This window comes from Cupriavidus sp. MP-37 (assembly GCF_020618415.1).
In the GTDB taxonomy this organism is placed as follows: domain Bacteria; phylum Pseudomonadota; class Gammaproteobacteria; order Burkholderiales; family Burkholderiaceae; genus Cupriavidus.
The window spans coordinates 1,142,347-1,157,507 of sequence record NZ_CP085344.1 but is presented as its reverse complement, the minus strand read 5'-3'; the positions used below and the strand labels follow the sequence as shown (position 1 = coordinate 1,157,507).

Annotated in this window: 12 protein-coding genes; 4 read left to right on the top strand and 8 right to left on the bottom strand. The window is 57.1% G+C overall.

The genetic code is table 11. The features are described 5' to 3' along the window. The first annotated feature begins 77 nt into the window (after nt 1–77). The 4 genes from LIN44_RS05420 to LIN44_RS05405 are packed head-to-tail and all read left to right on the top strand — an operon-like array spanning nt 78 to nt 4,242. The gene (locus tag LIN44_RS05420) at nt 78–1,022 is read left to right on the top strand and encodes an NAD-dependent epimerase/dehydratase family protein (protein ID WP_370641618.1); all 945 of its coding nucleotides are present in this window, start codon (nt 78–80) and stop codon (nt 1,020–1,022) included. Then, nucleotides 1,023–2,303 carry an NAD(P)/FAD-dependent oxidoreductase gene (locus LIN44_RS05415; RefSeq protein ID WP_227313851.1) on the top strand — a complete coding sequence of 427 codons (1,281 nt, stop codon included), beginning with the start codon at nt 1,023–1,025 and terminating at the stop codon, nt 2,301–2,303. After that, the gene (locus tag LIN44_RS05410; RefSeq protein WP_227313850.1) at nt 2,303–2,692 is read left to right on the top strand and encodes a GtrA family protein; all 390 of its coding nucleotides are present in this window, start codon (nt 2,303–2,305) and stop codon (nt 2,690–2,692) included. The genes LIN44_RS05415 and LIN44_RS05410 overlap by 1 nt, the downstream gene beginning before the upstream one ends. 56 nt (nt 2,693–2,748) lie before the next feature. Then, a complete protein-coding gene (locus LIN44_RS05405) occupies nt 2,749–4,242 on the top strand; it encodes a glucosyltransferase domain-containing protein (RefSeq protein WP_227313849.1) in 1,494 nt (497 codons plus the stop codon). Nucleotides 4,243–4,474: 232 nt separating this feature from the next. Here LIN44_RS05405 and LIN44_RS05400 read toward each other — a convergent pair whose 3' ends face one another. The 8 genes from LIN44_RS05400 to LIN44_RS05365 form a co-directional block, all read right to left on the bottom strand. After that, nucleotides 4,475–5,140: a methyltransferase domain-containing protein gene (locus tag LIN44_RS05400; protein ID WP_227313848.1), complete on the bottom strand. Its 666-nt coding sequence runs from the start codon at nt 5,138–5,140 to the stop codon at nt 4,475–4,477. 315 nt (nt 5,141–5,455) lie between these two features. After that, nucleotides 5,456–6,958 (bottom strand): glycosyltransferase family 4 protein, encoded by a 1,503-nt coding sequence (locus tag LIN44_RS05395; RefSeq protein WP_227313847.1) that lies wholly within the window; start codon nt 6,956–6,958, stop codon nt 5,456–5,458. Beyond that, nucleotides 6,958–7,752, bottom strand: coding sequence for a glycosyltransferase family A protein (locus LIN44_RS05390; protein WP_227313846.1), 795 nt, complete (start codon nt 7,750–7,752; stop codon nt 6,958–6,960). The genes LIN44_RS05395 and LIN44_RS05390 overlap by 1 nt, the downstream gene beginning before the upstream one ends. Before the next feature lie 81 nt (nt 7,753–7,833). Continuing rightward, entirely contained in the window at nt 7,834–8,787 is a 954-nt protein-coding gene (locus tag LIN44_RS05385) for an NAD-dependent epimerase/dehydratase family protein (protein WP_227313845.1), read from the bottom strand. A gap of 87 nt (nt 8,788–8,874) precedes the next feature. Further along, nucleotides 8,875–9,975, bottom strand: coding sequence for an MraY family glycosyltransferase (locus LIN44_RS05380; RefSeq protein ID WP_227313844.1), 1,101 nt, complete (start codon nt 9,973–9,975; stop codon nt 8,875–8,877). Between the two features lie 6 nt (nt 9,976–9,981). Beyond that, complete coding sequence (locus LIN44_RS05375; protein WP_227313843.1) at nt 9,982–10,770, bottom strand: glycosyltransferase; 789 nt, start codon at nt 10,768–10,770, stop codon at nt 9,982–9,984. After that, on the bottom strand, nt 10,734–12,665 hold the full coding sequence (locus LIN44_RS05370; RefSeq protein WP_227313842.1) for a glycosyltransferase family 2 protein: 1,932 nt from the start codon (nt 12,663–12,665) through the stop codon (nt 10,734–10,736). Before LIN44_RS05370 ends, LIN44_RS05375 begins: the two co-directional genes overlap by 37 nt. 2 nt (nt 12,666–12,667) lie before the next feature. Continuing rightward, complete coding sequence (locus LIN44_RS05365; RefSeq protein ID WP_227313841.1) at nt 12,668–15,148, bottom strand: glycosyltransferase; 2,481 nt, start codon at nt 15,146–15,148, stop codon at nt 12,668–12,670. Between the last annotated feature and the right edge of the window lie 13 nt (nt 15,149–15,161).

The following is a 15,161-nucleotide window of genomic DNA, read 5'->3' as shown; positions in this document are numbered from 1 at the left end:
CCAAAACCATGCCAGGCGAAGTCCGCCGGGCCTGTGCAAATGAGCATACAAACCAGGCAGAATTGACTGAGGCAAGCGTGAAGAACCTGAACGACAAGATCATCCTTCCGGGCGGAGCCGGCTTGGTCGGACAAAACCTCGTCGCCCGACTGCGTGATCTGGGCTACACGAACATCGTGGTGCTTGACAAGCACCGTTCCAACGTCGAGGTGCTCAAAAAGACGCAACCCGATGTCCATGTCGAGTGCGTCGATGTCGCATCCGCCGGCAAATGGGTCGAGCATTTCGAAGGCGCATCTGTCGTTGTCATGCTCCAGGCCCAGATAGGTGGCACCGACTGGCAGGAGTTCGTCCGCAATAACGTCGACTCGACACGCGTGGTCCTCGATGCGATCAAGGCGAACAATGTACCGTATCTGGTGCACATCAGCTCATCGGTCGTCGAATCCGTGGCCGATGACTTCTATACACGCAGCAAGAAGGCCCAGGAAGACATGGTGCTGGCCAGCGGGATCTCCTGCCCCGTGTTGCGCCCTACCTTGATGTTCGGCTGGTTCGACCGCAAACACCTCGGCTGGCTCTCGCGTTTCATGCAGAAGGTCCCATTGTTCCCGATCCCTGGGGACGGACGCTATATGCGCCAACCGCTGTACGTTGGCGACTTCTGCCGAATCATCATCAGTTGCATTGAGAACCGGCGCGGCGCAGGCGTTTACAACATTTCCGGCCACGAGAAAGTCGACTACATCGACATTATCCGGGAGATCAAGCGGGCGACGCGCTCCAAAACGCCAATCGTGCGCATCCCATATGGGTTTTTCTATGCGCTGTTGTGGACTTGGTCGCTATTCGACAAGAATCCACCCTTCACGACGCAACAACTTGCGGCACTGAGCGCCAAGGATGAATTCGAAGTCATCGACTGGCCCGGCATCTTCGGCGTCGAATCGACTCCATTCAAGAAAGCTGTCGACGAAACCTTTAACGATCCGCGCTACAGCCGCGTGGTGCTGGAGTTCTGAATGTCGCAACGCATAGCTGTACTCGGCGCCGGCCCAATGGGACTGGGTGCCGCCTACCAACTCGTGCGCGACGGCCATAAGCCCGTCATTTACGAGGCCGATGACCGCGTCGGCGGCATGGCAGCCTGCTTCAACTTCGGCGGCACATCGATCGAACGCTACTACCATTTCCACGCAACGTCGGACGTCGCCTTTTTCGAAGTACTGAAGGAACTTGGCCTCAGTGACAAGTTGCAATGGCGCAAAACCAGGATGGGCTATTACTTTCAGGGGCAGATTCAGCCCTGGGGCAATCCCATCGCACTGCTGAAGTTCAAGGGCCTTAGCTTCGTCGCCAAGTTGCGCTACGGCCTGCACGCCTTCCTGGCGACCAAGCGCAACGATTGGCGCCCCCTCGATAAGGTGGAGGCGACGGGTTGGATCCGTCGCTGGATCGGTGAAGAGGCGTGGGAAGTCCTCTGGCGGCGCCTGTTCGACTACAAGTTTTACGACTACGCCGACAACCTATCCGCAGCCTGGATCTGGAGCCGCATCCGCCGGATAGGCCGGTCACGCTATAACCTGTTCCACGAGAAACTCGGCTATCTCGACGGCGGTTCGGAGACATTGCTGAACGCCATGCGCGACGCCATTATTGCCGGTGGAGGCGAATTTCGTCTGTCCACGCCCGTCCAGCGCGTCGTAATCGAGAATGGCATCGTCAAGGGTGTCGAAACCAAGGATGGCGTTGATAGCTACGACAAGGTCATCAGCACGGTACCCCTGCCGTACGTTCCCCGAATCATGCCAGACTTGCCCACACACGTGCTAGACAAGTTCAAGAGCGTCAAGAATGTTGCGGTCGTCTGCGTCATTGCCAAATTGAAGAAGCCGGTCACGGAGAACTTTTGGCTTAACGTCAACGATCCCGGCATGGATATCCCGGGTATCGTTGAATACACGAATCTACGCAAGATGGACGACCATATCGTCTACGTTCCGTATTACGTACCGGGTGAGCACCCAAAATACCAGGAGCCAGATCACGTCTTTGTCGACAAGGTGAAGTCCTACCTGATGAAAATTAACCCGTCGCTACAGGAAAGCGACTTCATCGAGGTCCGCGCCAGCCGCTATCGCTTCGCACAACCGATCTGCGAGCCGGGATTTCTAGACCGCTTACCGCCTATCCAACTACCGGTCAGGGGGCTATTGGTCGCTGACACGTCCTACTACTATCCCGAGGACCGCGGCATTTCCGAAAGTATTGGCCTCGCGCGCAAGATGGCCAGGATGATCTGATGCCTTCCCGGACCTTTCTACTGTTCCTACTGACTGGGGGGTTCGCGGCCGTGGTTAATTGGTCAAGCCGCATCCTCTACAACATGTGGATGCCCTTTTCCTATGCAATCGTTGCCGCCTACGTCACAGGGATGGTGACTGCATTCTTGCTGGCAAAGATTTTTGTATTTACCGCTTCGACACAATCCGTCGCGCGCTCGGCGATCATCTTCACCGCTGTCAACATCGCCGCGGTTTTCCAGACTTGGGCCGTAAGCGTACTTCTGGCATACCATGTACTACCTTCACTCGGCGCGATATCGCACGCAAAGGAGATTGCACACCTGTGCGGCGTCATCGTTCCTGTTCTTACGAGCTATATCGGTCACAAGAAATATTCATTCCGCTAGCCCCCGGTTTGCGTTGAAATATTATCGCCAGCGCAGCAAATAAATCGCTATAAAACGTGAAAAATCAGGAAAACCTAACCAAAATGCGCATTTTGAGCAGAACACAGATCGTATTCTGCGGCGCCCTACTTGGATTGATACTCAGCAAAGGTTTGGCGCTGTTTCCAGCCTTTGCGCTGGATGACTATGTCGCCGTCCATCAAGATCGGAATCCACTTTTTTATGTTTCACAGGGGCGATTCACTCAGGCGGCGATTCAATGCATTCTATCAACTCTCGACGTTACTCCCACCTCAATTTCCTGGACCGCGACGGTCCTTTTTTTCGTCTTCGCCGCCATTGCCATTTCGAGTTCTTTGATCTACATAGCCGGGAATCGCACCAATGAATTTACATTGGCAGCAATTGGAGCATTGATCGGTGCGCACCCGTACTTGACAGAGTACTTTACTTTCAGGGAATCATTGATAACGCAGGGCACATCTTTCGGATTGCTGGCGCTTGTCTTCATTTCGGTGAATCGCTACGAAAATGAGCAAGACCGTGCCTCAGATTTTTATTCATTGGCATGGCTGGCATTCCCACTTGTATTGCTGGCCGGAGCCCAGCAGACGGCCTTCATCATCGCGGCATTCGCCATTCTGGCCCGGCTTGTCGTCGACCATCTTTGGAACGAGATGCCTGGAGAAAAAACGGCTCCCCGAAAAGCCAATACCCCGATCATCTTTGCCCTGAGCGTTGCCGTCATTGCCTACGTATTCGTGTATATCATTAGTAGGAGCATGCTAAGCGCCGCGTTTGACACGCGCGGATCGATCTTGCCTATCGCGGAAATCTTGCCACGACTTGAACAGGTCGCGAGCATGACCAAGAAGATCCTGGTGGATTCCGAGCCAATCCTGTCGGCGCTGCCGAAACTATTGCTGGCCACGCTAGCCATCTGGTCTCTTTGCAGAATTGCACTCAACCGGCCGAAAACCGCGGCGGCCATTGCGCTCATGGCGGCAACGATGTATTTGGGTAGCGTGTTCCTGGTGACCGTTTCAAGCGTATGGTGGCCGGTGCCGCGCGCGGTGTATGGCGTCGGCTTTGCGTACGGCATTACGCTGGCTGTGATTTCCATCTGGCTCTCATGCGCGGCCGCCCGTCGGCTCGCCGTCGGCGCCTCAGTCATCGCCATCATCTTCTCCTTTCATAGCAATGCGATCCTTCACGATCAGGCCCGCCTCAACCGCTGGGATGCCTGGGTTGCTGGCGAGGTCGCGAAGGACCTCCTGAAGAAGGGGATCACGTCGAATCAACGGGTTACCCTCGTCGGCGCAGACTGGAAACATCCGGTCGGCATGCGTACCTTGACCGGAGACCTGAATACCTCCGCACTGGCTGTAGCCTGGTCAGCCCAGTACCTTATGATGGAAGCAACCGGCCGAGTATGGAACGTTAGCTCTATCGATCAGGCAGAGGCGTGTCACAAAGCGCCTGCGTGGCCAGCCGAGGAAGCAATCAAGATGGTTTCAGGCGTGACTTATGTTTGTATGAATCTGCGATAGTCAGGTTCTGCGGCGCTTGACAAAGAGCAAGAAACATTCCAATTTCCATTTTCGGGGCCGGCGCCATGATTCGCTGCGCTAGCGGTGCCTTACCAAAGCCGGACGTGAGGTGTACACATTTGCGGTAGAATTTGGTTTCGCAGCAGATCGCATTGATGGCATTCCGTTTTACAGCTACATCCGCGACTGTCAATCAGGCGATTCCTCCCGGGATAATTAGATTTGGGAATCGTCACCTCCAATAATCCAAGAACCCTTGCTTTAAAAGATAGCGCACTTGACCTTCTGCGCCATTTGCCCCATCGACAATGCGCTTAATTTCCTCAAATGGTCGCTTGAAAAAAAGCCATAAGCGCGACTCAACATTATATATAGAGCATTGGTACCCCCACTGGCGGAACAGCAATTCCATGCTCTGGTTCGTAAAAAAAGAGCAATGAACTGGCAGCAGATAAAACCACTCGGGGTCCGCAGGAATCTCTTCACGAACCAAGGTGTGTACGCCCATAACACCGCTTGACGAAACAAGCGCGTTGATTGCATCGAGATCTTCTCGCCTTCTGACGTGCTCGAACACGGATGTGGAAATGACGAAATCAAACTCACCCGGCATAAGTGCGGTCTTCAGCGTTGGCTCGGGACACTGCATATACCGATCAAAGTTGAGCAATGCACGCTTACTAACTCTCCGCAACGCGGCGGAAAGTTGCCCCCCGCCAGCTGCATAATCAATCCACGCGCGCTTCGCGGGTATCAGCCCTAGATTTGCCGAATCAGCAATGAACGTTGCTTGTGCAACGATTCTGGTCAGCCACCGCGGGTCGTCTGGATTTTGCTCAAGGGATTGGTAGCCTGAATGGTATGCAGCATTCAGCGTGGCCCAATCTTCCTCGGACATATCAGCATGCGTCCGAGAATGAACAAAGCCGCAATGAGGACACCGAAGGTACTCGACAATAGATAAACCGAAAGCCGAGAAACGTTTGCTGAAGTACGGAAAGGACGGGCTAGCACAGATCAAACAGCGATTGCTTTCCATGGGCGTACGTGTCTATTTAAAGATCGCTTGCTTGGTTCCAGTGTAACAGCTGATGGCTGATTGAAAATCCCGCGTAACCCCTTCACCGTGTTTTTTAAAGGCCCACTACATCCTGCCTCGCGCGCGTAGTCCTCGAGCTTCCCACACTAGAATGCTCGACAGTCCGAGCACGTTTCACATATATCCAGGAATTGCCGCAATGGCTGACCGGAATTGCTCGCTCGTATGTCGACTTCTAAGCAGTTTTTCGGCCTGCTCCCAACAAATACGACTTTTTCGCGGATCCTCGATGAAGCAATTGAGACCACGCACGTAGCCCTGAACATCATCCTGCTCGATTAACGCCCCCGTTTCCGGAGTAATGAACTCGGCAACCCCGCCAACTGACGACGCCACGATGGGAAGTCCCGCTGCAGTGGCATCCAGCAGGACAATCGGAAGTCCATCCCAAGCTGACGTATAAAGAAACGCCGCATACTTCCCGTCCTCGATCAGATGATCGAGCGAACGGAACGGACCATGTACCGTGACATTTCCGAGCGTAGTGAGGCGATCCGCGAGATTGCGTTCCTCCTGGCTACTGCCGCAGCCGTGCACATCAAATTGGACGTCCGGCATAGCTAGAGCAATCTCTAGGAGCAAGTCGACACGTTTTTGCCGGCTGAATCGTCCAGCCCAAAGCACCGTGCGTCCCGCACCTGCACGATAGTGGGAGTGTGCATCTAATGCATGAGGGAAGTACAAGGTATGCAGCTTGTCTGCGCTAATGCCAAAGCGCTTCTTCAACTCGTCCGGATAAGCCTCGGTGTCGCAGAAAATGCCATCTAGATACGGCAGGCAGCTAGGGAAATAGAGATCCGCATAGCTCCATCTGACCCCATACTGATCAAAGTCGTCGCAGAAAACGCTGGCAAAGATGCGCTTGCCCAAGGTGCGCAGCGATTTGCCATGATGGCGCAGCACATCCCAGCCAAGAGGAGAATTGATCAGATGAATCGTCTTCGCCGATGACTGAATCAGAATCCGCGTCAGGACCGCCATCTGTTCCTCCCAAGGCAGGCTTCGCGCCATTTGCCCGAAAGGCAGGAACACGGCACCTTGCGGCAATCTATCCGCCCACGGAGAGTCGGCATCCAATGTGGCAATGACGAGCACTGCTTTCCCGGCCGCCACCGCCGCTTCCGTATGATGCAGAACTCCCTGGTCGGCACCTCCATGCTTGAGCCACGGGACCAAAATGATCACGTAGGGATCCAAGTCGCGTGCCACAGGAAAGCACTCGGCGTAAAGCTCGCCCGCCGCAGGCTTCATCGGCAACTCGTACCGCTGGAACGAGGCGACGTAGTCCTTCGTTGGATACAACGAAGGCTCGATCTCGGCAAGCTCCTGCAAATCGACGAGGGCCCATTCCGGCAGCAACGCCGGTGGGTTCCGATGCGTGAGTGGACTGACGGTCACGCTCACATTGTCGGCCGTCCTCTCTAATACCGACTCCTCCTCGGTCAGCCGCCGTTCAAGTTCCCTGAACGAAATCGTCTGGCCGCCCACCAAAGTAAGCTTGGTGTAGTGAAGCAATGTTTCGATCCGATCGCCAATCGATGGCGGCAGCTTCCGTACGATCGGCTTCAACAGCGACCTCCACATGGCCCGCACAACGTTCTTGGCCAAGCGCTTCATCAATTTACTCCGTCCTTCCTGCAAAAGCCATCCTGCCATTTCTCCGGCTCATCAAAAAAAAGACTCGGGCGTACGGTTGCGCCGTTCTGCGCCATCTCGGTGACCATGGACGACGCCTTTCGCCGATAGTACAGCGCCGTCCTGGGCGCCGTGACGTGCCTAATGCCATGGGCGATTGTCTCGAGATTCCAGTGCCAGTCTTCATAGCCAAAGCCAGTGGCACGCAGATGCGTCGGCTGGTATGGGTGGTTCAGGTAGACATCACGCGACCCGAACGAGCAAGACACCCAAGGATGAGCCATCATGCAGCCGGCCAGGGGATAGTTCCCCGAATCCATATCGTAGGTCTCCGCAACGCAGTGGACGGCACCGAAGGAGATTGTTAGCTCAGGATGAACGATCACCTTGCCACGTGCGGTGCTTGCCGTCTTTAGCGCAGACACGAACCAGTCCTTCGAGTAGTAGTCGTCGCCGTCCAGAATGGCAACATAAGGTGCCTTTGCGCGCCTTATGCCATCGTTGCGAGACGACGCCAAGTCTCCGTTCTTGACCTCTATAATCTGGTCGCTTTGGCGGACGGCGGGGTGCTCTGTCACAATCCGAGTAGTTTCGTCGTCTGCGCAGTCAAGCACCGCCACTAGTTCGATGCAAATGCCAGTGGCTTCAGCTGCCTCCCGCATCCGAGCAAAACCCCGCAAGGCAAAATTCGCCAGGACCTTTTCCCCATGAAAGGTCATGATGGCGCTAACCGTAGGATCTGTAGGCCTGTTAATACGATTCAACGATTTTTCCATATCCATTCCTCCCCGCAGCAGGCGGTGCCTGCCGCCTGCCTAGCGCAATCTGCTGGATCTTAGGATCAGTAGACCATCGTCCTACTGTCCAACACGTGGATATCTGCAGAGGATCCAGTTCCAGGTTTCAGCGATGCCGTCCTCAAGCCGAGTCTTTGCTGTAAACCCGCATTCGTTGGTCAGCTTCGCGGTATCCAAAATGTTGTAGCTCACGTCCACACCGCGCGATTCCACGTACCGCAGGTCTATGTCAATACCCTGGGCGGCGATGAGCGGCCTGATATGGTCCTTGACAAGCGAGTTGACCGAGACCCCACGGCCAGTGCCAATGTTATAGGCTTCGCCGTTGCTGCCGGCCGTCATGGCAGCAACAATGCCCTGTGCGATGTCTTCCACATGGATGTAGTCGCGAATGGCAGTTCCGTCACCGTAGATCGTGACCGGCTTCCCTTGCAGCGCCGACGCCATCACCGTAGGGATCAGGCCTTGCCCCTTGAAAGGGATTTGTCCCGGACCGTAAGCGTTTCCCGGACGCACCACAAGTGCATGAAGCCCGCGCTGGGCGACGTACAAGCCCAGGACTTTCTCTATCATGCTTTTGGACGTACCGTAGACTGAGATGGGGCGCAGAGCCGCATGCTCCGCGAGGGGGCGCCTCTCATCCGGATCGCCATAAACAGTACCGCCGGACGAGACGAAGACCACTCGCAGGCCAGGGTGTTCTAAGCAGCGGTCGAATAGCTTTATCGCCGGCACGACATTGCGCTCAATCTCGGGGATCATGCTGGAATCCAGTCCCAATAGCATCGCCCGATGCACCAAATGGACAACGATATCGATGCCTTCAAGCATTCTGTCCAGATCGGACGTCTCGCTGAAGTCGCCAGCCACGTATTCAATGTCGCGCGAAGCCACTTGGTCCGCGGCAGGCACCTGGACATCAGCGACACGAACTGAAAAGCCTGCCGCGAGACAGCGCAATGCGAGTCGGCTGCCGATAAAGCCGCCGCCACCAATCAAAAGTACCTTAGTCATTGTCGTTCCCTCGCTGCCTGACGCGATATGCCTAGTTGCTGCTTGTGGTGCCTGCTCGAGACGGCAGACGTGGCACGGATTCCCTTTTTATCTGTCGACTCTCGCAGTCCGGCCTTGCCGTAGGCGCGAAATCAGCCTCCGTCCGACGCGCAGGCAACGCCAGGCATTTCGCATGACGCACAGATGTGCGAGCGTCAAGCTGAGAAAGCCGAGGAAAAGCGTTTGCTCGGAGACACCGCTTTTCCAGCCATACACTCCGATCAGGCCGAGCAGCGCGTTGCTAATCACTATGACCCAGACAATCGCGTCAGGCCCCACGCCAAGTCTCAGCAGTACATGGTGCAAGTGTGTGCGATCCGCCGACAACGGATTGCGCCTCTTCAGTGCCCTGCGAATGACCACCGTCAGGAGATCGATCAGAACAAAGCCAAACACCCAGAGCATGACAACCGGGGGCACATGATGACCGTAGTTGTATCGAGTCTGGGAAAGCTCCACGGCAAACCACACGACGCCGTATCCAAGCATCAGGCTGCCTGCGTCGCCGAGAAACACCCGTAACTTGCCACGAAGCGGATTCCGCATGTTGAACAGCAGGAAACCGAGGATCGCGCCGCAGAAGATCACGCAGACGCGCTGGGCGGCGGCATTGCCGAGTTCCCCAGCCAGATACGCGAGCCATGCAAACATGATGAACGACAGCCCGCCGGCCAGCCCATCCAGCCCATCGCACATGTTCATGGCATTGATTACGGATACCACTGCGAATAGCGTCAGCGGAATGCCCCAGTCCGCCAGCACGATTTCGCGACGCGCGAAGATATCGCCGAGCGAATTCAGGTAGACGCCGCCCCAGGATGTCATCAGAATCGCCGCGAACAACTGCGCGGCAAGCTTAGCGACGGGCGACATGCCCTGCATGTCATCGATCAGGCCCACCAGCGCGAGCAGCGTCAGACCGCCCAGCAGGGCGACGTAGTAGCCCTGGTCGCGCATGAACAGCAGGCAGCCTGCCCAGACCGCAAGTGTGACGGCAATTCCGCCCACCAGCGGGACGGCTCCCTGGTGGCGTTTGCGGTTGTCAGGCCGGTCGAGCAAGCCCCCTACCATCGCCACGGGACGAAGCAGAAGCACGCCTAGGGCAGACACCAGGAACGTAAAGGCGGGAACCCAGAAGAAATCAAACATGAATGATCAGGAAGCGCTCCGTGAACACGAGAAACGCCAGTAGGCGGCGGACAGGAACAGCCGCGTTAGGCTGGAGAGATGCCACCAAATATAGCGCAGCCGACGGCGGCTCGAACGGCGGGCGTCATGGACGACTGCGGCCTCCTTGACCCAGTTCACTTGCCGGTACATCAGATGAAGCCGCAAGCAGATGTCGACATCCTCGCAGTACAGGTGATAACGCTCGTCGAATCCCCCAACGGCGCGAAAACTCTCGCTATCGAACATCAGGCACATGCCGGCCACCCAATCCACTTGCTGGCGCGAAACGGACGCATCGTAGTCTGGTGACGATTGCCCAGCGATCCTCCGCGCTAGTAACCTAGCGATCCTGGGCAGGCGGCGAGCGCTGTCCTCAATTGTCCCGGCGGGGGAATAAACATGGGGGCCAGCGACACCTGGGGCCTCCGCCACGCATGCAATGAGCGGCCCGAAGGTCGTACTAGTAAGGCCCAGGTCTGGATTCAACACCGCAAAGTACGGCGTCCGGCAGAGTTTGAACGCCGCATTGTGGTTGGCCCCATACCCCTTAGGGCGAGCGTTGCGGATGACACGAATCCTCGGGTCGCTCGCCTCGAAAGACTCGCCACCGGCATTTAGCGTCACCACGATCTGCAGGCCTGGAATGGCCAGCAGTTGCGGAAGAAGTCGATCGAGCAGCGCCTCCTGGTGATGGCTGACCACCGATGCCGTTAGCAGGTGTCCGTCGGTCCACACCATTATTGCGATGCCCTCTGAAGGATATTCGGCGACCATACATAGCCGATCAAGACCGCAAATACTTCTGGCTGCGTGTAGGTGATCCGGTCGAAGTAAGAGTTGAACTCGCGAATGACGTTGATCACGGGCACAATCGGCATGCCTGAAAGTGTCAGGACGCAGCGACGCCCGGCGCGCCACGCCGCCTTTACTTCGTTCAGATCAAGGACCGATGAACGATCGTCGACCACGAATTCCACTGGGGCGTCGATGCCCGCCGCCATCCACCGCTCCTGGAAGCGGCGGCGCAACCGGTTGGTCTTGCGCATCTGCGAGATAGCACTCGCGGTCGTTACCGAACGCGCATGGATACGGTGGCGGTACAGCGCTTCAGGGATGTAGCGAAACTGGCCCGTCTCGGCCACGGTCAGCGCAATTTCCCAGTCCTGGATACCGTCAAACACAGAATCTCCGCCGCCCGCCTCGAGAAAGGCAGAACGCCGGATCACTTTCAGATGGGACGCCACCATCCCGTCCAGCAGATCGTCGCGGATACTGCCGCCAGGCTTGATATTGTCATAGCCGCCATAGCGAGCGTGACGGATCACGGTGTCATCCGTGCCGACGTCCAGCCGGTCGGTGAAGAAGTAATCGACGTCTGGTATTCGGTCGATCTCCGCCGCTACCCGGCCTAGCGCACCTTCGCCCAGCGCATCGTCGCAGTCAAGGAAGGCGATGAACGCACCCCGGGCCTGGCCCACGGCTTCCATCTGGCTGCGGGTAATGCCATGGTTCTCGTCATGCGCAATGACGTGCAGTCGCGACAACCGGTTGGCGAGCGCTCGCATCAGCCGCGTCACACGGACATCGCTGGAGCAGTCCTCAACGCAGATCACGTCGAAGGCCACGTCGCCTTGCGCTCGCAATGAACCCAGGCATTGGCGCAGGAATCCGTAGTGGTTGTAAATGGGAATGACCACGGTGATCAACGGCTGCTCGCATGGTGTCCCAAGCGACGCCAGATCTTGAAGGATCCGCTCCGCCAGCTCCTCGGGCTGCGGCTCCTCTGCTCCGCTCGCCGCGGAAGCTACTGCAGCCGGCACCACCTGCTTCGAGGCCTGAAGCGCCGCAACTTCAGTACGGTAGGAAGGATGCGCCCGATAGCACTGTTCGAACCACGCCATCCCAGCCTCAAAGAACAACGGATGGCTGTGGCGGACCTTCTGGTCCAGGTTGATCACCGCCTGGATCCACGAACGTCCCATGTTCAGGTACGAGCGGCGCATGCTTTGACCGTGCTGCCGATAGATCGCGGCATGCAGGGGCAGGTAGGCCATCCGATATTCGTTCAGTGCCAGCTGACACCAGAATTGCCAATCCTCCTTGGCACGCGCGCCGACCTCAAACAGAACGCGATCGAACACCCGTCGATGAAACAGCGCGCCATGGATTGGAATGGCAAACCCGCGCTCCCATTTGAACAGGAAATCTTCGATGGACAGATCGAACTGCGCGATCGCTTCTTCCGGCTTGGAAAAGCTGATGAGGCCTTCGTCCGATAGCAAGAAATTGGATATCGACACATCAAGTGCGCTGGCCACGGAGAAGTGCTCGACCTGCCGTGTCAGTTTGCCGGGCAACAGCAGGTCGTCTGCATCGAGCAACTGGATGTAGGTGCCCGTCGCCTGGCGGATGCCGGCATTGCGCGCCGCCGAAAGCCCTGCATTCTGCTGGTCCATGACCTGGACTTCGGGATAGTACGTCAGCACCTCGCGCAACTGGCGCGCGGTATGAGGGTCCGTGCTGCCATCGTTAACGACAATGACCTCAAGTTCTCCGGCGTAGGCTGCCTTGACGGATGCAATGGATTCCATCAGGTAGCCGGCCTGGTTGTAGCACGGGATCACGACCGAAACGCGCGGCCATTGCTCTATCAGCTGACGTTTCGTCACCCTCAGTCCTCCTGTTCCGGCAGGTAGCCATGCAATGCGCGCACACTTCGCGCAAACGCTTCCCAGCCGTGCCGCTCGTCAATCAATGCACACAGGCGCTGCGTTTTCGCCAGCGCAACTTCCGGCGCGTTGGCGATTGCGTGCATACCTTCGATGTAGTCGGCCGGCTCCGGGTATTCCTTCAGTGGGTAACCAGTTTGGTCACTCACGAGTTCACCAACGCCCCCGACTGTTGGCGCGATCAGCGGAATACCCAACGCCCCGACCTCGAGCAGGATGTTGGGCATCCCCTCCCAACGCGAGGTGAACAGAAAGCCGTCATAGGGGCCCTGCGCAACGAGTTCCGCTGGTGATGCAAAGGCGCCATGAAGACTGACGTTGGGCGGCATCGGCTCCATCTCCGTATCTTTCAGCACGGCCTGACCGAACACTTCGAAATGAATTGACGGGCATTGACGCGCGATCGCATAGAGCAGGTCCACGCGCTTTTCTGCGTCGAGGCGTCCGGCCCAGAGGAAACGCAGGGACCGGCTCTTGCCGGCAGCACGCAGATGCTCGGCCTGCGCGTGTCTGCTCGGCAAGGCGACAGACTGGTCGATCCGCACCGGGTTATAGACCGCGACTATCTTGCCCTGCTCGGCTTCGGACACGCCGAAGCTTGCGCTCGCACCTTCGATGAAGCGATGGTTGTCTGTCAGAAGCAGGTCGACTTGCGGAAGGCCCTTGGTAAAGAAATTGGCTGCATAGCCAATAATATCCTTCCGGTTTTCCGCGAATTGCAGGGCAAAAATACTTGAAACCACCGTCATCGCAGCGCGCAGCCGTGCGCCCTCGGCAATGATCAGCTGCCAGGCGACTTCGCTGTTGATGTTATGGAAGGTATGCGGCCGAATCAGCAATGCCAGTTGTTGCAGCGCTTTGCCTTTGATGGCATAGCTCGCCCCCGTACCGTAGTACGCATCCAGTGCAAGCGCATGTACCCCCTGCGGCAGTTGCACGGTTTTGTCCACCGTCGGCCTGTCGGCCACGACTATCAGCACGCTCTCGCCAGGATTAAATTCGCGCACGGCACGAGCGAAATTCAGAGCTGTCGTCTCAGCGCCGCCAGTGCCGAGGAAAGGCAGGACAATGATATGCCCGACCGGCCCGGTCTCGCGAACCTGCTCAGACAGGTCACCCAGCATTCGGCTCAAGATGTCTTCCTCGGACACGCTGCGGCCATTGCCACCCGCTTCCTGCCTGCTCTGTTGCGCGACGGTGTCCCTTAACACCCCAAACACGTCCGAGCGCTGGCCCCGCAACAATGCAAGGGTGGGCGATGCGTACTGCCGAATACGCCATTTGACATGCAGAGGCAGCGGCGCCCGGTGATAAGCCACTCGGGCTAGTCTCAATAGCTTTGGACGCAGTGTGCTCATGAATCGACGAAATTGTTCCAATTCACCTTGGCCGGAGACCGGCACTCCCTTTGCCTGCTGGCTTTGCTGTGCCAACTCCTGCTCCAAGCATGCGAGCCGCTGCTCGCGCTCGGCTTCCCGCTCTTCCAGCCGGCGGCAGGACTCGCGCAACTTGGCTTCCTCGAGCAGCAGGTCGGCAATCAACTCAGCAACATCGCTAGGCGAAGGCACGTGCTCGCTCCGTTCCGTCCCACGCTGCCTGACCGCGGAGAGGACGTTCGCCACGGTGTCCTCACCACGGTCCTTCAGCAGCGGATGCGCCGCAAAGCGCCGGAAATTCTCTCGTGCGGCCGCGTATGCCTTGCGCTGCAACAGATAGGGCGTCAGGACCTCACGTGTCGTCTGCGCATATTCGGAGATCATGCTCAGGGGATCCTTGTGTGTAATGTTATTTCCGTGCACCCGATACTGAAGCAGGACCTGATCCACCATCGAAAACCGCGCCCCCGCGGCAAGCGCGCGGATCCACAGGTTCCAGTCCGGTGTATAAGTTAGGTCGTCCCTAAGCCCGCCGACGGCGTCGTGAATTTCCTTGCGAATGATCACGGATGAATGGCACAGGTGGTTTTCCCACACCCACTCACCGGGCGCATTCAGGTCACGCGAATCGTTAAACCATGCCGCAACAGCGCTATCGGGGACGATCTTGCCAAATTCATCGATCACCTCAATCTTGGTGCCGGAGACACCGATCTCAGGATGACACTGGAATTCGGCGGCCTGGGTTGCGAGCATTTCCGGGAGAAACACATCGTCCGAATCGAGGCTCGCGATCAGCGATCCCCTGCAATAGCTATAGGCCTTGTTATAAGTTGCGCAAGCGCCCAGATTGACTTCATTCCGGAATGCCCGGATTCGCGGATCCTTGTATTGTGAAATGACATCCCAGGAACTGTCTGGAGAACAATCATCGACAATGATTAATTCCCAGTTCCCATAGCTTTGTTGCAGTACCGACTCTATGGAGCGACCGATGTAGCGTTCATAATTGTAGGATGTCGTAATAATGGAAATAAGAGGACCCACTTTTATTGTCGTG